Below are 19,980 nucleotides of genomic sequence, written 5' to 3' on the forward strand. Positions count from 1 at the left end.
GCCCCGGGCGCGAGGCGGGCGGCGGCACGGGGCGGGCACGGGCAGCGCGGCCCGTGCCCGCCCGCTTCCGGGCTAAAGGGACCGCGCGAGCGGCCGTGGGCCCCCGGCTCCTACGCCGACTCGGCCGTGGTGACCAGTCGCAGGCGGTGAGCCAGGGCGGCGGCTTCGCCGCGGCCCGAGACCTCCAGCTTCGCCAGGATGTTGGAGACGTGGACGCTCGCCGTCTTCGGGGAGATGAACAACTCCTCGGCTATCTGCCGGTTGCTCCGGCCCACGGCCACCAGGCGCAGCACGTCGCGCTCACGCGGCGTCAGCCGGAACGCCTCCGCCGGATCGGGGGGAGGCGTCGCCGGAGTGTCCGGGCCACCGGTGGCGGGACCGGCATGGACGCCGTTCCCGGTTTTCACGGCGGGCGGCGCGGCGCGGTCTGCCGTCCCCGGCCCGCCACCGGGCAGCGCCCTCGACCGGCCGGGCCCGCTGGTGATCGCGCGCAGGACGGCAGCGCCCGCGCCCGCCGCCCCGTCGCCGCTGCCACGCGCCGCCGGGAGAGTGAGCCTTGCGCGCGCGGCGAGCAGCGAGATCGCGGCCCGCAGCGGGTGCGCGCCGAGCCGTTCCGCCGTGGCGTACGCGCGTGCGAGCAAGACGGTGGCATGCTCACGCGCCGTCCCGGTGGAGACGGCGCCAGCGGGGCCCCCGGCTCGCGAGGCGGCCTCCGCACCGGGATCGCTCCCCGCACCGTCGGCGGGCGGCGCGGTGTCTCCCTCGGTCAGGCGGGCTTCCGCCCAGCGGTAGTGAATCTGGGCGAGTTGATACGGGCGGTCCAGCGGCTCGAACGCGGCGGCGGCCTCCTGCCAGTGGCAGGGCTTGTCGCGGCCCTCCGCCCGTAGCAGCTCGGCCGACACCATCAGGGCGAACGCCTGCCACACCGGCACCGGCTGGGCCAGGCGCCGTGCCGCCGTACGAATGCGGGCCAGGGCTTCCGCCCTGCCCGGCTCAGCGGCGGGCAAGCCGCGTGTCTCGGCCTCCGCCGTGGCCGCGGCGAGCAGCAGCCGCCATACGTAGCGCTGGGTGCCCAGTGGCACTCCCGTGTCCAGCGTCTCGTCGAGGATGGCGCGCGCCTGGACGACGTCGCCGCTGGCCGCCGCGAGTTCGACGGCGAAGCGGGCGAGCGTGATGGTGTACTGCGGCTGCGGGTCATGGCTGCCGTAGTGGGCTCGCGCGGCCGCCAGCTCCCGCTCCGCCACGTCCCATTCGCCGCGCGCGATGGCCAGGTGCGCGCGGCGGCTGGCCGCTGCGCCGCGAGGCTTCGTGCCCTGCGCGAACCGCGCGGTGTCGTTGACGGCGTTCAGCGCCTCGTCCCAGCGGCCCAGCGACATCAGCGACTCGGCCAGGTTGCCGAAGGTCCACGCCTTCGTGTCCACAAGACCGAAGCGGTCGGCGGCCTGGATGCCTTCCCTGGCGACCTCCACCGCTTGCGCGGAGCGCCCGGCTCCCTCCAGCGCCGAGGCGAGATTGACGTGGCAGCGGGAGATGACGCTGACGTAGCCCTCCGTTACGGCCCGCTCGCAGGCCTCGGCCATTTCCGCCAGGCCGCCCTCCACATTGCCGGAGTCGAACATCAACCAGCCCAGCGTGACCCGGGCGTGCAGCTCCAGTTCCTCCGCGCCGACGAGCCGGGCGAGCTCCACGGCACGCTCGGCGGTGGGGTAGTTGTCGGGCCCCGGCTGGTGCACGGCGAGCCAGCCCGCCGCCGCGGCGAGCACGTCCGCGTGCACGACCGACGGCGGCAGCCCGCGCACCAGCTCCTGCGCCTTGCTGAGCTCCGCCCAGCCGTCGCCGCGGGCCAGCCCCTCCATGATCTTCGAACGCTGGGTCCAGAACCACGCCGCCCGCAGCGGGTCCCTCTTCTCGTCGATCTTCGGCAGCGCGCGCTTGATGACGGCCAGGGCACGCTCCCGCTGGCCGGACAGATGAGCGGCGACCACGACCTCGGCGAGCAGGTCGAGATGGCGCAGAGCGTCGTCCTCGCAGACGCCGCAGGCCGGGTAGGCGCCCGCTTCGTCCATCGGCCGCTGCGCGGTCCTGACCTCCTCCGGCGCGTCTTCCCACAGCTCCATGGCCCGCTCCAGCAGCCGCAGTTGCTCCGCGTAGGCGTGGCGGCGGCGGGCCTGGGCGGAGGCCGCCAGCACGGCGGGCAGCGCCTTGGCCGGGTCATGTGCGTGGTACCAGTAGCTGGCGAGCCTCGCGTCGTACTCGTCGGGGCGGACGAGGCCGGGGGCGGCCTCCAGGGCCGCGGCGTAGCGCCGGTTGAGCCGAGCGCGCTCCCCGGGCAGCAGGTCGTCGCCGATCGCCTCGCGCATGAGGGCGTGCCGGAAGCGGTAGCCGCTGTCGTCGTCGGTCGGCCGGAGGATGTTGCCGCCGACCGCCGCGCGCAGCGCCTCGATCAGGTCGTCCTCGCAGAGCCGCGCGACGGCCGCGATCAGGCCGTGCTCCACCCGGGAGCCGCCCTCCGCGACGATCCGCACGACACGCTGCGCGTCCTCGGGCAGCGCCTCGACCCTGACCAGCAGCAGGTCGCGGAGCGATTCGCTGAGCCCGGACTGGCAGCTGTCGTTGATGCTCTGGGCGATCTCCTCGACGAAGAACGCGTTGCCGTCTGTCCGCTCGAAAACGCGGTCCACGAGCTGCCCGTCGGGCTCGGCGCCGTTGATCCCGGCTATCTGCGCGCGCACCTCGGCGCGGTTGAAGCGGGACAGCTCGATGCGCGCGACGGTGCGCATCCGGTCGATCTCGGCGAGGAACGGACGCAGCGGGTGCCGCCGGTGGATGTCGTCGGAGCGGTAGGTCGTGACGATGACCAGCCGCGCGGCCTGGACGGACCGGAAGAGGTAGCCGAGCAGCTCGCGGGTGGAGCGGTCGGCCCAGTGGAGGTCCTCGATCATGAGCACGAGGGTCCGGTCGGCGGCCAGCCTCTCCAGCAGCCGGGCGGTCAGCTCGAAGAGGCGGGCACGGCCGTCCTCGTGCCGCGACTCGCGGGCGGTTTCGCCCAGTTCGGGCAGCAGCCGCGCCAACTCGCCCTCCTGACCCGCGGCGGCCCGGTCCAGTTCGTCACCGAGCTGTCGCCGCAGGGCCCGCAGGACGGTCGAGATCGGCGCGAAGGGCAGGCCGTCCACGCCCATCTCGACGCAGCCGCCGAGCGCCGTCACCGCTCCGGCCGCGCACGCCACGCCCAGGAACTCCTCGGCGAGCCGCGTCTTGCCCACACCCGCTTCCCCGCCGATGAGCAACACCTGCGGCTCGCCCGCTGTGGCACGGGCGAGCGCGGCGGTGAGCGCGGTCAGTTCTTCGGTGCGGCCGACGAATACCGGGCTGATGGACGTGTTCTGCACAGAGCTGAGCATCGCACAGAGGTCCGACACCCAGGTCGTGGTTTTCGTGGCGCCGGTGCGGGCGACGGCGTCAGGCCCGGGGCCTGCCGCCGCTCGGGGCGCTCCGGCGTGCGGACCGGCACGCGGTGCGGTGTGCGATGGCGTACCCGCCTGGTGGAGAACGCGGGAGGAGGCGGCGGCGGTCTCCTCCGCCCGGGAGGCCGCCCCGGGTCCCCTGGCGGGGAGGGACGGGACGTCGCTGTCCGTACGGGGAGACGGGGCGCGCACGGGGCGGTGGGACCGGGCGGGCACGGATGGCCGGGCGGGCACGGATGGTCGGGCGGGCACGGGTGGTCGGGCCGGTTCAGACGGTGGCGCGGTGGAACCGAGCCGACCGGAGGGCGCGCCTGCTCACCTGCCCCTCCGGTTCTTCAGCGGCCGATCGGCGGGTGGCGGCGCGGCGGCGCGTGGCGGCATGGGCGAGCCGGCCGGTGGCGGCCTCGTGGATCAGTTCGGCCTCGCGCAGCTGGTGCAGTTCGTAGTGGAACATCGCTTTCTCCCCTGGTGATGAAGGCTGGAAGACCAAGAAGCCGCCGGACCCGTTGGCGGGTCCTTCCGGGCCCTCTCGGGTCCGTTCTTGGTGTGCTTCCAGCTTCGTCGCCCAGGGGGGCGCGGCACATCGGGAGACTTCCCGATCTCCCGGCACCGTAAGTCCTTAGGGCGCCGTGGTGATCGGACCGGAGGCGGGTCTCAGCCTCCTTAGGCGGGTCGGAAGGTGCCTTAGAGACGGCTAAGGACCGTCGCCTGTCCGGCGACATACCCGCCGCCAAGGGCGTTGGCCCCGTAAGGCGGTCAGCCGCCCGCAGGGGCAGGGCTGTCGGGTACGGAGGGCAGGTCGGCGAAGACGTCGAAGTACATGGCGCCGGAGATCAGCAACCCGAGCACCCCGAGGGCCAGTCCGCCCAGAGCCACGGCGCGGGCCCACGGAGCCGCGGGCCGACCGGACGCGCTGAAGAACTGGCGCAGCAGCACGGCACCGGCGACGACTACAGCGGCGAGCGCGAAGAAGCCGTTGAACAGCGCGATGGTGTGCCACGGGGTGCCGTAGACGGCGGTGAGCTGGTCGCTCGCCGAACCGTTCGTCGTGTCGATCTGACCTGTCAGCTTCTTACGCTCCGACACCAGGTCCCCCACCCAGGTGCCGGTGAGCCCGGCGAGGCCGAGCGCGGCGCTGACGACGGCCGCGGCGCCCGCACCGATCCCCTTCCCGGCGGCGCCGTCCCGCCCCTCCGCCAGATCGGCGTCGTCGACGTCAGGGAAGCCATCGGAGTCACGGGAGTCGTCGGAGTCGTCGTCATGGTCGCTGTCAGCGTCGCCGCGGCCGTCCATGTCGGTGGCTGAGAGCGTGGGCGTGGCTGTCGTGCCGCTGGTGGCGGTGGCGCCGCCGTCGGCTGCGGCTACCGCGCCGTCCGCCCGCTCCGCTCCCCCGGCCCGGACCTTCGCCCCGTCCTTCGTTTCCTGCCCCGCTCGGGCAGCCGATCCCGGCTCTTCACCAGGCTCGTTCTCGGGCGCCGTTTCGGTCGTGTCTGGCTTGGTGCTCTTCTTGATGTCCATGGCGGCACACCGTAGGTGTGCTTTCTGAGAAAGCTCTGAGCGACCGCAGGCGGTACGCGCGAGCGCGCGGAAGAGCGGGCGGTCGTCCCCGGCCAGGGCCACCGGGGACGGACGGAGCGGCGGAGCACGGGGCCACGGGGCATGGAGCCCGGAGCCCTGGCCCCGGGAGGACGACGGGGCACGGGGCGTGGGGCATGGAGCGCGGCGCGACACGGGGCCGCGCGACACGAGGCACGGGGCCGCGCGGCGGCACTGACGACGCAGGCGACGTCAGTGCGCCCCGGCTCGGTCGTCCCGCGTCTCGCGCGGCGCGGGCACGGTGAGGAGCGCGGCGTCGGCGGTGGTCTCGGCTCCGGGGACGGCCTCGGCTGCGGGGGCGGTCCTGGCCGTGTCCTCGGGGGGCTCGATGCTGACTCGGGGGAGCCAGCGGTCGAGCCAGCCTGGCAGCCACCAGTTGGCGCCGCCCAGCAGATGCATCAGGGCGGGGACGAGGAGGGTGCGCAGGACGAACGCGTCCAGGGCGACGGCGACGGCCAGGCCGATGCCGAACATGGCGATGATGCGGTCACCACTGAGCACGAAGGCGGCGAACACGGCGATCATGATGACGGCGGCGGAGTTGATGACCCGGCTGGTCTCGGCGAGGCCGACACGGACGGCACGCCGGTTGTCGCCGGTCTCCAGCCACTCCTCGTACATCCGGCTGACCAGGAAGACCTGGTAGTCCATGGAGAGCCCGAACAGGACGGACACCATGATCACGGGGAGGAAGGGCTCGATGGGGCCCGCACTGCCGAGGCCGAGCAGTTCGCTGCCCCAGCCCCACTGGAAGACGGCGACGACGACGCCGAAGGAGGAGGCCACGGCGGCGATGTTCATGGCTGCCGCCTTCAGCGGGATGCCGACGCTGCGGAAGGCCAGGAGCAGCAGCAGACAGCCGAGGCCGACGACGACCCCGACGAACAGCGGGAGCTTGCCGACGATGACATCGGCGAAGTCGTCGTAGCTGGCGGTGAGGCCGCCCACGTACACCTCAAGCGAGGTGCCCTGCTCGGCCTTGGGCAGGACGTCGGTACGCAGCCGGTCCACGAGGTCGCTGGTCCGCTGCGACTGCGGGGGCGTCTCCGGGATGACCGTGATGATGCCCGTGTCGCCGCTGCTGTTGGTCGCGGTGCCGTCCGTGGCCGCGCCGGTCACCGAGGCGACGCCCTCGGTGTGCCGCAGGGTGTTCTCCAGGCGGTTGAGCGCGACCCGGTCGTCCGCCCCGTCCAGGTGCGCGACGAGGGTGAGGGGTCCGTTGACGCCGGGGCCGAAGCCGCCGCCGGGACCCTGGTCCTCGGCGTTTCCGGCCAGCAGGTCGTATGCCTGCCGGGTGATGGCGGACGCCGGGCCGTTGCCCTGGTCGGAGGTGCCCAGGTGGAGCGAGAACGTCGGCAGCGCCAGGACGAGCATCACGGCGGCGGCTATGCCGCCCAGCAGCCGCGGGTGGCGCTCGACGAAGACGGACCAGCGGGCGGCGAGTCCTGTGGGCTGGACGGGCTGCGGTCCGCTCTCGGTCAGTCGGCGCCGTTCCCGGCGGCTGAGCGCCTTCATGCCGATGGCGCCGAGCAGGGCCGGGAGCAGGGTGATGGAGGCGGCGACGGTGAGTACGACGGTGAGGGAGGCGGCGAGTGCGACGCCGTTGAGGAAGTCGAGCCGCAGGATGAGCATGCCGAGCAGGGCGACGCAGACGGTACCTCCCGCGAACACCACGGCGCGGCCGGTGGTGGCGACCGCCCGCTCGGCCGCCTCCCCGACCGGCAGGCCCTGTCTGAGGCCCTTACGGTGCCGGGTGACGATGAACAGCGCGTAGTCGATGCCCACGCCGAGGCCGATCAGCATGCCCAGCATGGGGGCGAAGTCGGCGACGGTCATGACATGCCCGAGGAGGGTGATGCCCATGGCAGCGGTGCCGACGGCGACCACGGCGGTGATGATCGGCAGCAGGCTGGCGGCGAGCGATCCGAAGGCGATGAAGAGCACGACTCCGGCGACGGCGACACCGATGATCTCGCTGACGTGGGTGGTGCTCTTCTCGGTGAGCGCGGTGGCACTGCCGCCCGCCTCGACGCGCACGCCGTCGCCTTCGACGGCCTTCGCCGCTTCCACGACGGACCGCGCCTGGCCGACGGGGAGGTCCTCGGCCCGCTTGTCGAAGGTGACGGTGGCGTACGCGGTGTGCCCGTCGCGGCTGATCTGGTGGGCGCCGTCCGCGCCCTCATACGGGCTGACCACGGACGCCACCCCGGGGAGGCGCGCGATGTCGTCGAGGGCGGGTGCGATACGCCCCTCCACGGTGGCGGAGCGGACGGGCTCCCGGTCGGCCCCGGTGTGCCAGACGATGCGGTCGGTGTCGCCGGACTGACCGGGGAACGCCTTGTCCACCAGCGCGGCGGCCTTCGAGGATTCCGTCCCCGGAACGTCGTAGTCGTTGGAGTACGCGGCACCGGCGACGGCGGCCGCGGCGGCGGTGCCCCCGAGGACGGCCAGCCACAGGACGATGACGAGGAGACGGCGCCTGATACACCACCGTGCGAGTGCGGCCATCGTGTACTTGTGTCGCTTCCCGGTTGGGGCGCCGCTCTCCGCCGGGAGAGGTCACCGGGAGTGCCGAACGCGTGACGTACGAGGGGGCTCGGGGACCCGCCGCCTGCCGACGAAGGAGCGGCGGGGCCCTCTGCCGAGAACTCTGACAGCCCGAGGAGATCGTTTGACCGCTTTGTGGTTTTCCCCACAAAGCGCACAGGGTTCACGTATCGGGTGATTCCCGTGGTGCGGGTGATGCGGCGGGAACGGCTGCTACGACCGTTCCGGTGGCCGACGCAGCGCCGCTCCCGCACCACCCGCCATGACGCGCCCTGCCGCGTGGCCTGCTGCCCCGCTCCGCTCCGCGGCCCCGTGCCCCGTGCCCCGTGCCCCGTGCCCCCGAGAAGTGTGGGCGGCGCGGGCGCGGCCTGGTCGGGCGCGGTGGGGCGTGCCTCAGCCGGTGATCGACTCCTTGCCGTTCTCGATGTGGCCCATGAGACGACGGGTGAAGGACGTGTCCTCGGCGACCGTCAGGGACAGGTCGTACCAGCCGTGCGCCCGGTCGGCCGTGAACGGCAGCGTGCGGCTGCGCCCCGCCGCCACGGTGACGGTGCGGGGTGCGGCAGTCGAGTAGGCCAGCGGCTTCAGGGTGAAGGTCAGCGGTTTGTCGCCGCCGTTCTTGACGGTGAGACGCAGCTCGCGCCGGTCGGCGTCGAGCCGGGTACGGACCTCGGTGGCCGCCGCCGCGCCCTTCGTCGTGCCCGCGAACTCGCGGCGGAAGCCGTTCGGCCCGGTGAGCGTGAAGCGGTAGCCGCCGCCCTTGACCGGCACCTCCCAGCGGCTGTCGCCACGCACGTCCCGGTGCTGCGGAACGGCGTACTCCTTGGCGTACGGATAGAGCGCGAGGTGCGCGCTGGACGCGCCCCGGTTGCGCAGCGCGAGCCGGAAGACGCCCGCACCCGCGTCCAGGGCTCCGTCCGCGTCCGGCTGGTAGGGCACGGGGCGGGCCGGCCTGGTGCCGCTCTCCTGCTGCGGGAGCTGCTGCTTGGACGGCGGGCGCGGCTGCCAGCGGCCGTGGAAGGGCGGGATCGGCCCCGGCCGCTCGGTGCCGGGCAGCTTGCGTCCGCGCGAGAAGTCGAAGGCGGATGTCAGGTCGCCGCATACGGTGCGGCGCCAGTCGCTGATGTTCGGCTCGCGGACCCCGAGCCAGCGCTCAAGGAAGCGGGTGATGGAGGTGTGGTCGAAGACCTCGGAGCAGGCGTAGCCACCGACCGTCCACGGGGAGATCACCAGCATCGGCACCCGGATACCCAGGCCGGTCGGCTTGTCCTTCCAGAACTCGCCCTTGGTACCCGCCGGGGGCACCGGCGGCGGGACGTGGTCGTAGAAGCCGTCGTTCTCGTCGTACGTGAGGAACAGCGCGGTGTGGCGCCAGACGTCGGGGTTCTTGCCGAGCGCGTCGAGCACCTTGTAGACGATGGTGGCGCTGGCGACGGGGGACGACGAGCCGGGGTGCTCGGAGTCGGCCGCCGACGGCACGATGTAGGAGACCTTCGGCAGCTTTCCGGCGGCCACGTCGGCGGCGAAGGCGGTGGCGGTCGAGCCCGGCTCGCCGCGCCGCAGGGCGCGCTCGAAGAGGCCGCGCTCGCCCGCGCTCAGGCCCTTCACGCCTTCGTCGAGCAGCCCGTTCAAGCGCTTGCGCTCGGCTTCGCCGGCACCGGCGAGCTTCCCGTAGAAGGCGGTCATGTTGCTCACGCCCTGCACCTTGGTGAGGGCCTTCTTCGCGACGGCCTTGAAGCTCGCGTAGAACTCCAGGTTGTTGTCGGTGAAGTTGTCCCACTCCTGGTAGACCTGCCAGCTGTGACCGGCCTTCTCCAGCCGCTCCGCGTAGGTGGACCAGGTGTAACCGGTGTGCTTGTCCTCGTCGTACGCGTCGTTGCCGACGGCGCGGTCGCCATCCGGTTCGAAGCCGGTCCAGCCGCTCACCAGGTGGTTGCGGTTGGGGCTGGTGGAGGAGTGGATGGAGGAGTGGTACGCGTCGCAGACGGTGAAGGTGTCGGCCAGCTCGTAGTGCAGCGGGACGTCGGCGCGGTCGTAGTACGCCATGGTCGCCGCGGTCTTCGCGGTGACCCAGTTGTCCATCCAGCCGCCGTGCCACGCCTTGGCGCCGCCGTCCCAGCTGTGGTCGAGGTCCCCGATGTACTGGAGGTCCTTCTTCTGCGTCTCGGCAGCGCCACGCACCCCGAAGGGCAGCACGGTGCCGACGCCGAGCGCCCCGGGCTGCTCGAAGACGCTCTTGCCACTGGGGAGCTCGATGGCGTTGCGGTCGCTGAAGCCCCGTACGCCGCGCAGCATCCCGAAGTAGTGGTCGAAGGACCGGTTCTCCTGCATCAGCACGACGACATGCCTGATGTCAGCGAGGCCCCCGCGCCCCCGCCCCGTCTCGTCCGCGTCGGCCGTGTAAGCGGCCAGCGCCTGCTGGAGGGACGGCGGCAGCAGCGAGCCCGCCGCGACCAGGCCCGCGCCGCCCGCGCCAAGTGCGAGGGCCCGCCTACGAGATATCTCCGGTGCCACGTTCATCCTCCAGGTCGACTGCCAATGGTTCAACGTCGCACCATTGGGAACGTACGGTGGGGACCGTAGTGCAGTCACATGGCGAGCGATAGGTAGGGGGGTGGCTGATGTGCGAACGGCCGGGTGACAGCGGCACCGGAGGCCGCTCCGACCGGCCCCTGGGACCCCCCGTCCTCTCAGACCGCCCGGCCCGCGACGGCCGGCAAGGGGAAGTGGCACGCCACCCGGTGGCCGGGCGCGGGGACCCCGAAGGGGCCGGCCGCTTCGGCTCTTTCGCTTGACGGGGCCAGCGCCGGCTCGGTCTCGGCGCAGATGTCGCGCGCCGACGGGCAGCGCGTGCGGAACCGGCAGCCGGACGGCGGGTTCGCCGCCGATGGCGCCTCGCCACCCAGCACGCCACCGGTCGGCCCGGTGGGTCGCCGCCCGGTGGCCGGAGCTGTGGTGGGGTCCGCCGTGCCCACGGTGGTGAGCAGACCCCGGGTGTACGGGTGCGACGGCGTGGCGAACACCCGCTCCGCGGGGCCTGTCTCCACCAGCTTGCCCAGGTACATCACGCCGACCGTATCCGCGAGATAGCGGACCACCGCCAGGTCGTGCGAGATGAACAGGTATGTCAGCCCCTTCTCCCGCTGGAGGTCGCGCATCAGGTTGAGGATCTGCGCCTGCACCGACACATCCAGCGCGGACACCGGCTCGTCCGCCACCACCAGCGAGGGGGACAGCGCGAGCGCGCGCGCGAGGCCGAGCCGCTGTCGCTGCCCGCCGGAGAACTCGTGCGGATAGCGGCGCACGGCGCCGCGCGGCAGCCCCACGTCGTCCAGCAGCTCGGCGACCCGAGCCGCGCGCGCCGCCCGGTCGCCGACGCCCTGGATCACCAGCGGCTCGCCGAGAATCGCCCCGACGCGCATCCTGGGGTCCATGGAGGCGTACGAGTCCTGGAACATCAGCTGGACGTCGCGCCGGTGCGCGCGCAGCTCGCGCCGCCCGAGCGTGCTGATGTCGCGGCCGTTGAACCGGATCGTGCCGCTGGACGGCGGCTCCATGCCGACGACGAGACGTCCGAGCGTGGACTTGCCGCAGCCGGACTCCCCCACGATGCCGAAGGTCTCACCCTGCCGGACGGTCAGTGACACGTCGGCGACGGCGCTCACCACGGGGCGAGGCCGCCTGACGCCCCGTGCCCCGTCGGGGGCCGCGCTCCGTGCCCCGTGCTCCATGCCCCGTACCCCGTCGGGGGCCGCGCCCCGTGCCCCGTGCTCCATGCCCCGTACCCCGTCCCCGTTCGCCTCCGCGACCGTGACGCGTCGTCGGGGGAAGGAGAACGGACCGCTGCGCAGCGCGTACTCCTTGACCAAGCCGGTGAGTTGAAGCAGGACGGGTGCGTTCGCGGCTGGCTCTTCTTCCGCGTCGCCGCCGCCCGCGTCAGCTCCGGCCACCGGGGGACGGGCTGCCGCCCCGTCGTCAAGCGTCGTCCCGTCGTCACGTGCCGGAGCGGCTGCGGGTGCCAGGGCGGCCGCAGGCGATTCAGGGCTGGTGCCCGGCGCGGAGCCGCCGGGCCGGGAGGGGACCGGCACCAGTTCTGCTACCGGGTCGGTGCCCGGGGCCGCCGGGTGGAAGCAGGCGAAGGCGCGCCCCGCCCCGCCCTCCTCACCGGCGGCCCGCAGTACCGGTTCAGCCGCCCCGCACTCCTCGCTCGCGAATCCGCACCGTGGCGCGAAGCGGCAGCCCACGGGGCGGGTCACCAGGGACGGCGGCAGCCCGGGGATCGTGGCCAGCGGCCGGTCCGGGCCGGTGGCGCGTTCCGGCAGCGCGGCGAACAGCGCCTGGGTATAGCGGTGGCGCGGTGCCACGAACAGCTCTCGTACGTCCGCTCGTTCCGCGATCTTCCCCGCGTACATCACCGCGACGCGGTCGACCCGCCTGCCGATGACTCCGAGGTCGTGCGTGACGAGGATCATGGCCATGCCGAGGCGGGAGCGGAGCCCGTCGATGAGTTCGAGGATCTGGTGCTGGGTGGTGACGTCGAGCGCTGTGGTCGGCTCGTCGGCGATGAGGAGCTTGGGTTCGCAGATGAGGGCCATGGCGATGGCGACGCGCTGCCGCATGCCGCCGCTGAGCTGGTGCGGGTGGTTGCGCATCCGCTCGGCGGGCTGCGGCATGCCCACGAGGCCCAGCGTCTCCTCAGCCTTCGCCCACGCGGCGCGCCTGCCGAGGTCCGTGTGCAGCAGCAGTGGCTCGGCGACCTGGGCGCCGATGGTCATGGTGGGGTTCAGGGAGGTCAGCGGGTCCTGGAAGACCATGCCGATGGTGTTGCCGCGGACGTCCCGCAGTACCGGTTCGGGTGCCGCCGCCAGGTCCGTACCGTCGAAGAGCACCCGCCCGCCGGTGATCCGGCCGCCGCCGGGCAGCAGGCCGAGCACGCTCAGCGCGGTCATCGTCTTGCCGCAGCCCGACTCCCCGACGATGCCGAGCGCTTCGCCGGGGGCCAGGTCGAGGGAGATCCCGTCCAGGGCGTGCACGGTGCGGTCGCGGGAGGTGATGTCGACCCGCAGGTCCTCGACGCGGAGCAGGTGTTCGGTCATGTTCAGCGCCTCAGTTCTTCTGGAGTCGCACGTCGAACGCGTCGCGCAGACCGTCACCGATGAAGTTGAACGCCGCGACGACGAGGACGATCGCGATGCCCGGTGGGAAGATCAGCCACCAGTAGCCGACCTGCGTGTAGGTGATGCCGGAGCTGAGCATGGAGCCCCAGTCGGCGGCGGGCGGCGGGATGGACAGCCCGAGGAACGACAGGTAGGCGACGTAGAGGATGGCGTCGGCGATCTGGAACGTGGCGTTGACGATGACGGTGCCGACCGCGTTCGGCACGATGTGCCGGAACACGGCCCGCCCCCCGCCACCGCCCATCAGGCGCATCGCGTGCACATAGTCCCGGCTGCGCAGTGCGAGTGCTTCGCCCCGGATCAGCCTGGCCGGGGAGAGCCAGGCGACGGAGGCGATGATGAGAATGAGGACGGTCTTGGTCGGGGTGACGATCGCGGCGACGACGACCAGCAGGAACAGCGCGGGAATGGCGAGTACGGCGTCGGTGATCCGCATCATCGTGGCGTCCACCCAGCCACCGAAGTAGCCGGCGACCGCCCCGTACACGGTGCCGAAGAGGGTGGCGAGCAGTCCGGCGGCGAGGCCGACCTCAAGCGAGGTCTGACCGCCGTGCATGAGGCGTCCGAGCATGTCGTAGCCGAGGTCGGTGGTGCCGAGCAGGTGACCGGAGGTGCCCGGGTCGAGGTTGGCCTGGGAGAGGTCGGTGTGGGTCTGGTCGGTGTCGTGGATCAGTGGCCCGAGGAAGCAGAAGGCGATGAGCGCGGTGAGCAGGGCCGCGCCGAGCAGGGCGAGCTTGTTGCGGGTGAAGACGGTGAGGGTGCGGCGGGCGAGGCTGGGGGTGGCCAGGGCGGTCTCGTCGGCGAACGCGGCACCGGTCCGCGCTCCGTGCCCCGTCCCGCCGTCGGCCCCGTGCCCCGTGCCCCGTGCCCAGCCCCGCTCCGTGCCCCGTCCGCCGTCCGCTCCGTGCCCCGTTCCCCCATCCGTCCGCGTGCCTGGTTCATCGCCCGCTCCGGGCCCCGTCCCTGCTCGTACGGTGGTCACGAGACGCTCCTGATCCGGGGGTCGAGAACGGCGTACGCGATGTCGGTGATCAGCGATCCGAGGACGGTTGCCACGCCGACGACGAGGGTCACTCCGAGCAGCACCGGGAAGTCGGAGCCCTGCGCGGAGTTCCAGAACAGCAACCCCATCCCCGGGTAGTTGAACATCGACTCCACGACGAGCGCGCCGCTGAACAGGGTCGGGAGGTACAGCCCGAGGAGGGTGGCGAGGGGGATGAGGGCATTGCGCAGCACGTGCCTGGCCATGATCCGGGCGTTGGACTGGCCCTTGGCGCGGGCGGTGCGTACGTACTCCTCGCTGAGGTTGTCGAGCACGGCCGAGCGCATGTAGCGGCTGAACGCGGCGATGATGCCGAGCGCCATGGTCACCACCGGCAGCACCAGCCCGCGCGGGTCACCGAGGATGCCGCCGACGGTGTCGGCCTGCGGGGCCTCCGCGGGCACCAGCTGGAGTTGCTGGCTGAAGACGAGGATCAGCACCAGGCCGAGGAAGAAGACGGGTGTGGCGTACGCGAGGAAGGCGACTCCGGTGAAGAGGTAGTCGGCGGCCTTGCCGCGCCGTACGGCCTGGAGGACGCCGAGCGGAATGGCGAGCAGGGCGGCGAGTGCGACGGAGAGCCCGGTGAGTACCAGGGTCTTGGGCAGTCGTTCGGAGAGCAGGTCGGTGACGGTCTGGTTGAGTCTGTAGGACTCGCCGAGGTCGCCCGTCAGCAGCCGCCCCAGGTACTTCACGTACTGCACGGGCAGCGAACGGTCGTATCCCTGCTGGTGGTTGAAGTGCTCGATGGCCTGCGGGGTGGCGTGCTGGCCGAGGATGGCGCGCGCCGGGCCGCCGGGCAGCATGTGGAGCAGGACGAAGACGATGACGGAGACCAGCAGCAGCACGATGGCGGCCTGCGCGACGCGCTTGGCCAGGAAATGGATCACCGTCCCGCCTCCCGTGCGGCGCGGACCGGGAAGCGGACCACAGCGCCCGTCCCCCTCCTGAAGCGGATCACTGGCCCGCCCCCTTCTGTCCGGACGACCTCGTCGCGGGCGTCTTCTTCGCGGGTGTCTTCTTCACGAAGTACCAGTCCTGCGGCGCCAGGCTGAGCGTCGGGTTCTGGTCGATGCCTCGCAGGTCGTTGCGGATGACGGAGACCTGGTAGGCGGGGTTGGGCGTCCACAGAACCGGGACCTGATCGGCGACATAGCGCGCGTACGCGCGCGTGGCGGCCGGGTCACCGGAGTACTCGGTGGCCTTGATCAGCTCGTCGGTCCTCGGGTCCGACCAGTTGCCCATGTTGGACGGGGCGCCGGTGGCGAACAGCTGCTCACCGCTGGGTTCGGTGGGGAAGTACCAGCTGCCCTGGGTCCCGAAGAAACCGAGCTCCCACTCGTCGCACACCGGCTCGCCCTGCTCGCATGGCACGGTGGTGCCGAGGACGGTGTTGAGCGGCTGCTGCCGGATGTCGAGGGTGACCCCGGCCTTGTCGAGCGATGACTTGATCTCCTGCATGGTGTTGGACGTCTCCGTGGACCCGGACTGCGACAGCAGCTTGAGCCGCAGCCGCTGCCCCTCGCCGATCCCTTCGCCGCATGCGCGGGGCCCCGTTCCCGGCCGCACGCAGCGGAGCAGGCCGCCGTCCCGCTGCCAGCCGTGCGCGGCGAGCAGCCGCCGCGCCCGCGCCGGGTCGTAGGGATACGGGTCCTTGTCGAGCAGGCTCGCCGGCACCGGCCCCCGGGTGGGCTGGGCCGCGCCCTGCCACACCACGCGGGAGATCGACCGCTGGTCGATGAGGTGCTGGAGCGCCTGCCGCAGATAACGCTGACGGAGCATCGGTCCGGCGGTGGGGTGGTTGAAGTTCAGCACGATGTACGTGACCGCCCAGCCCTCCCACGGGTCGACGCGGTAGCCGAGATCCTTGAACTTCCCGGCCTGGGCCAGTACGGACGGCGGGATGTAGCCGTAGTCGATGTCGCCCGCCCGCAGCACGTTGAACTCGGAGTCGGCGGTGGTGAAGGGCTTGAAGACGACGCGGTCGAGGTGCGGCTTGTCCGGACCGTCGTAGGCCTTGTTGGGCACCAGCGCGACCTGCCCGGACGTGGTCCACCGCTCGATGCGCCACGGCCCGTTCACGGTCTTCCACAGGGGGTCGGTGGCGAACTTCGAGAGCTGCTTGGCGTGCAGGGTAAGCCGCGCGAAGGCCTGCTTCGGGGTCTCGCCGTCCGGGTTCCACGCGTGGCGGGGCAGGGGGGTGAAGTGGACGAGCTGGTTGCCGGTGAACCAGTCGGGGTTGTACGCCCGGTCGAGACGGAGCCGGAACGTGCGGTCGTCCAGGGTCTCGAAGCGCCGCACGTTGTCGGGCAGCAGCTTCGGCGAGTAGCCGCCCCAGTCGGCCTTGCTGTCCCGGATCAGCTCGAACCAGAACCGTACGTCGTCGCTGGTGACGGGCTTTCCGTCGGACCAGTGGCGGCCCTTCTTCAGCGTGACCGTCACCGTCTTGTTGCCGTCGCTGTAACGGGGCCGCTCAGCGAGGTCGCGCGGGCTGTCCATGGTCAGCCCCTCGCCCTTCTTCTCGGGCGTGTACAGCGGCTGGAACAGCAGGTTCTGGATCGCGCTGTTGTACGTGGCCAGATAGCCCGGGGCGCCGATCGGGAAGATCCAGTTCGGGTTGGAGGCGGGCGGCAGAGCCATGGTCGCTGTTCCGCCCTCGACCCGGACACCGCCGGTGGCCCCCACATCGGTGACCGCGTCGGAGGCCGGTCCGCAGCCGCCCAGCGCGCCCGCCACGAGCAGCCCGGCGAGCAGGGCGGAGAGGCCCCCGCGTATTCGTGTGCCGCGCAGTCCCATGCCGCCTCCGGGGGGCCAGTTCGAAGAGTGCGAGCAAAGTACGGACTTCGCCGAAGCTAGGTCAAGAGTCTGGCGCGAGCTTCGGCAAATGATGTCTACTAGCGCCAAGATCCTTCGTTTACTTGCTTCGTCAACCGAACAAAGTCGGTGCCATACAGCGCATTTGCCACCCCGGGCCGACCTCGACCGCCCGGACCGGCCGGTCACCCCCTTGAGCAATCCCACCGTTCCCGTCCGCCCCGCTCCCGCACCGAACCACCGACAGGAAAGGTCCGCCATGACCGCCGCCGAGGACCAGCCCGGCTCCGCCGCGCACATCCTCGACCTCGTCGCCGCAGGCTCCGTCGCCTCACGCGCCGACCTGGTAAGGGAGTTGGGCCTCGCCCCCTCCACCGTCTCCGCCCGGGTGCAGGAACTGGTCGACGCGGGACTGCTCGACGAGTACGGCGAGGGCGCCTCACGCGGCGGCCGCCGGCCCCGGCTGCTGCGCGTACCCGACAGCGGAGCCGTCGCCCTCGCCGCCGACCTGGGCAGCCACCACGCCCGCACCGGCGCCGTCAGCCTCACCGGCACGGCCATCGACATCGCCGAGCACGCCTTCGACCTGACCACGGGGCCGGAACCGGCCGTCGAACTGCTCGCCCGGCACCTCACCGCGCTCGCCGAACGGCAGCGCGCGGCGGGCCGTACCGTACGCGGCGTGGGCATCGGCTTCCCCGGCCCCGTCGATCCGGCCACCGGACGGGTCATCGCCCCGTCCCGGATGCCCGGCTGGCACCTGTACGAGCTCCGCGACCGCCTCGGCGAACGTCTCGGCCTGCCCGTCCTCGTCGACAACGACGCCAACATGATGGCTCTCGGCGAGCACCGCGCCGGCCACTCCGCGCTGCGCCACATCGTGGTCGTCAAGGCCGGACGGGGCATCGGCTCCGGCATCATCAGCGGTGGCCGCCTCTACCGCGGCGCGCGCGGCTCCGCGGGCGACATCAGCCACGTGCGCGTCGACGCCGCAGCCGAACGCCCCTGCTCCTGCGGCAACATCGGCTGCCTGGAGACCGTCGCCAGCGGGGCCGCCATCGCCACGGCGCTCAGCGCGCGCGGCATCGAGACGGACGGCGCCGCCGACATCCTGCGCCTCGTCGCCGACGGAGAGCCCAACGCGACGACTCTCGTCCGCCAGGCCGGTCGGCACATCGGCGAAGTGCTGTCCGTCGTCGTCAACTTCTTCAACCCGGAGGCGGTCCTGCTGGGCGGCGCACTCGCCGGAGCGGAGCCGCTGGTCGCGGCAGTACGGGGGGTGCTCTACGAGCGCTGCCTGCCGATGGCGACCAGCGAACTGACCATCAAGGCCGCCTCTCTCGGCCCCGATGGCGGCCTGCTCGGCGCGGGCTACGCAGCCCTGCGGGAGCTGGCCGCCGAAGGCGCCGGACCCGTGTCCTCGCACGCCGGCGGCTGACGCCGGGCAGTCCCCCCAGCGGACTTGATTCCCCACGCGCCGACCCCTTGAGGACACCCCGCAGCCGAGAACACCACGCAGCGACCACAACCGACGGAAGGTAGCCGACCGTGCCAAGCCCGACACCGCCCCGCCCGCGCGGGGCGACTCGCCTGCGCGTAGCCATCGGCGGAATGGCCATAGAGTCCAGCACCTTCTGCCCCCACCGCTCCACCGACGACGACTTCCGCGTCACGCGCGGGCGCGCGCTACTGGACCGCTACGCCTGGACCCGGCCCGGCGGCGACCTGGCCGACCTCGTCGAGTGGGTGCCGCTCGTACACGCCGTGGCCCTGCCCGGCGGGCCCGTCGACCCCGGCACGTACCAGCGTGTCAAAGCCGAACTCACCGACCGCATCCGCGCGGCGGGGCCGCTGGACGGCCTGGTGTACGACATCCACGGCGCGATGAGCGTCGTCGGCATGGAGGACGCCGAAGCCGACCTCACCGAGGCGGTACGGGCCGCCCTCGGCCCCGAGCCACTGGTCTCCGCGGCGATGGACCTGCACGGCAACGTCTCGCGCCGCTTCGCCGACTGCCTCGACCTGATCACCGCGCACCGTCTCGCCCCGCACGAGGACGCCTGGGACACCCGCGAACGCGCGGCGCGCAACCTTGTCGAACGCCTCACCTCCGGCAAGGGCCGCCCGCACGTCGCCTGGGTGCAGGTTCCCGTCCTCCTCCCCGGGGAGAAGACCAGCACCCGCCTGGAACCCGCGAAGTCGCTCTACGGGCGCCTCGCCGCGATCGCGCGGCTTGAGGGTGTCGTGGACGCCGCGATGTGGGTCGGCTACGCCTGGGCCGACGAGCCGCGCTGCAAGGCCGCGATCGTCGTCACCGGCGACGACCGCGAGCTGATCACCGAGCAGGCACACGCCCTCGCGCGCGCGTACTGGGACGCCCGCCGCGACTTCGTCTTCGTCGGCCCGACCGGGGACGCCGACACGTGCGTCGCCGAGGCCGTGGCGTCCACCGCCCGCCCGTACCTGATCAGCGACTCCGGTGACAATCCGACGGCGGGCGGGGCGGGCGACCTCCCGTACATGCTCCAGCGCCTCCTGGCCAACGACGACCTCGCCCGCGGCACCACCACCGCACTGCACCCCGGCATCACCGACCCGGAAGCCGTCGCGGCGTGTTTCGCCGCCGGGCCCGGCACCGAGCTGACCCTGACCGTCGGCGGCTGCGTCAGCGCCGGTACGGGGCCGCACGCCGCCCCGTACGCCCTCACCGGCACCGTCACCGCCCTGTGGGACACGGCGGGTCCCGGGGCGGACGGGCCACGCGGCAACCCGGCCTACGACGGCGGCGGCCGTTGCGCCGCGCTCACCCGGGGCGGTGTGACGGTCGTCCTCACCGAGCGCCGCACACCGTTCCACACGGTCGCCGACTGCGGGCCGCTGGACCCCCGCGCGTACGATCTCGTCGTCGTGAAGATCGGCTATCTGGAGCCCGAGCTGTACGACATGGCCGCCGACTGGCTCCTCGCCCTCACCCCGGGCGGCGTCGACCAGGATCTGCTGCGCCTGGGCCACCATCGTGTGGAACGCCCGCTGTACCCGTTCGATGACGCGGATTTCGAGGCCCCGGACCTGACGCCCACGCTCCTGACCCGCGCCCCGTAGCCCGTGAGACGTGGCCAGGCCATGAGACGTAGCCCGCACCCCAGGGATTCACGGCCAGGACCGGGCGCGGTCGGGCTTGCCGGACATCGCACCCGCCGCACCCATCGCCCCTCATCCCCGAGTCGCAAGCCACCACGATCCGGCGTCAAGGCCGAGATGGGGAACTCGTGTGAAGACTTGGCGCGGATAACCGCCCTCAGCTGCCGCCACCTGGGGGGATGATAGAAATAACTCCCGTTAT

General features: G+C 72.4%; 11 protein-coding genes. 2 read left to right on the forward strand and 9 right to left on the reverse strand.

Going from position 1 to position 19,980, the window contains the following annotated elements; all coding sequences use genetic code 11:
* Positions 1-110: 110 nt before the first annotated feature.
* From AC5P1B_RS28155 to AC5P1B_RS28195, 9 genes are all read right to left on the reverse strand, one after another.
* Positions 111-3,401: a helix-turn-helix transcriptional regulator gene (locus AC5P1B_RS28155; RefSeq protein ID WP_493890673.1), complete on the reverse strand. Its 3,291-nt coding sequence runs from the start codon at positions 3,399-3,401 to the stop codon at positions 111-113.
* Positions 3,402-3,732: 331 nt separating this feature from the next.
* Positions 3,733-3,918 carry a hypothetical protein gene (locus tag AC5P1B_RS28160; protein WP_493890674.1) on the reverse strand — a complete coding sequence of 62 codons (186 nt, stop codon included), beginning with the start codon at positions 3,916-3,918 and terminating at the stop codon, positions 3,733-3,735.
* A 302-nt stretch (positions 3,919-4,220) separates the two neighbouring features.
* Positions 4,221-4,982 carry a hypothetical protein gene (locus AC5P1B_RS28165; RefSeq protein ID WP_493890675.1) on the reverse strand — a complete coding sequence of 254 codons (762 nt, stop codon included), beginning with the start codon at positions 4,980-4,982 and terminating at the stop codon, positions 4,221-4,223.
* Positions 4,983-5,252: 270 nt separating this feature from the next.
* Positions 5,253-7,568 carry an MMPL family transporter gene (locus AC5P1B_RS28170; RefSeq protein WP_493890677.1) on the reverse strand — a complete coding sequence of 772 codons (2,316 nt, stop codon included), beginning with the start codon at positions 7,566-7,568 and terminating at the stop codon, positions 5,253-5,255.
* A gap of 432 nt (positions 7,569-8,000) precedes the next feature.
* Positions 8,001-10,121, reverse strand: coding sequence for a phosphocholine-specific phospholipase C (locus AC5P1B_RS28175; RefSeq protein ID WP_493890775.1), 2,121 nt, complete (start codon positions 10,119-10,121; stop codon positions 8,001-8,003).
* A 176-nt stretch (positions 10,122-10,297) separates the two neighbouring features.
* Entirely contained in the window at positions 10,298-12,703 is a 2,406-nt protein-coding gene (locus AC5P1B_RS28180) for a dipeptide ABC transporter ATP-binding protein (RefSeq protein ID WP_493890679.1), read from the reverse strand.
* A 10-nt stretch (positions 12,704-12,713) separates the two neighbouring features.
* The gene (locus tag AC5P1B_RS28185; protein ID WP_493890777.1) at positions 12,714-13,571 is read right to left on the reverse strand and encodes an ABC transporter permease; all 858 of its coding nucleotides are present in this window, start codon (positions 13,569-13,571) and stop codon (positions 12,714-12,716) included.
* 191 nt (positions 13,572-13,762) lie between these two features.
* A complete protein-coding gene (locus AC5P1B_RS28190; RefSeq protein ID WP_493890680.1) occupies positions 13,763-14,713 on the reverse strand; it encodes an ABC transporter permease in 951 nt (316 codons plus the stop codon).
* 67 nt (positions 14,714-14,780) lie between these two features.
* Complete coding sequence (locus AC5P1B_RS28195) at positions 14,781-16,619, reverse strand: peptide ABC transporter substrate-binding protein (RefSeq protein WP_493890682.1); 1,839 nt, start codon at positions 16,617-16,619, stop codon at positions 14,781-14,783.
* A gap of 277 nt (positions 16,620-16,896) precedes the next feature.
* Here AC5P1B_RS28195 and AC5P1B_RS28200 point away from each other — a divergent pair, with 277 nt between their 5' ends.
* Both AC5P1B_RS28200 and AC5P1B_RS28205 read left to right on the forward strand, forming a co-directional pair.
* The gene (locus AC5P1B_RS28200; RefSeq protein WP_493890683.1) at positions 16,897-18,075 is read left to right on the forward strand and encodes an ROK family protein; all 1,179 of its coding nucleotides are present in this window, start codon (positions 16,897-16,899) and stop codon (positions 18,073-18,075) included.
* A 152-nt stretch (positions 18,076-18,227) separates the two neighbouring features.
* Complete coding sequence (locus AC5P1B_RS28205) at positions 18,228-19,739, forward strand: M81 family metallopeptidase (protein WP_493890778.1); 1,512 nt, start codon at positions 18,228-18,230, stop codon at positions 19,737-19,739.
* The last annotated feature ends 241 nt before the right edge of the window (positions 19,740-19,980 follow it).

Source organism: Streptomyces sp. A01 (assembly GCF_059026195.1).

Coding starts and splice junctions, on each gene's coding strand:
- AC5P1B_RS28155 (WP_493890673.1), bottom strand. CDS start 3,401: ATGCTCAGCTCTGTGCAGAACACGTCCATCAGCCCGGTATTCGTCGGC.
- AC5P1B_RS28160 (WP_493890674.1), bottom strand. CDS start 3,918: ATGTTCCACTACGAACTGCACCAGCTGCGCGAGGCCGAACTGATCCAC.
- AC5P1B_RS28165 (WP_493890675.1), bottom strand. CDS start 4,982: ATGGACATCAAGAAGAGCACCAAGCCAGACACGACCGAAACGGCGCCC.
- AC5P1B_RS28170 (WP_493890677.1), bottom strand. CDS start 7,568: ATGGCCGCACTCGCACGGTGGTGTATCAGGCGCCGTCTCCTCGTCATC.
- AC5P1B_RS28180 (WP_493890679.1), bottom strand. CDS start 12,703: ATGACCGAACACCTGCTCCGCGTCGAGGACCTGCGGGTCGACATCACC.
- AC5P1B_RS28195 (WP_493890682.1), bottom strand. CDS start 16,619: ATGGGACTGCGCGGCACACGAATACGCGGGGGCCTCTCCGCCCTGCTC.
- AC5P1B_RS28200 (WP_493890683.1), top strand. CDS start 16,897: ATGACCGCCGCCGAGGACCAGCCCGGCTCCGCCGCGCACATCCTCGAC.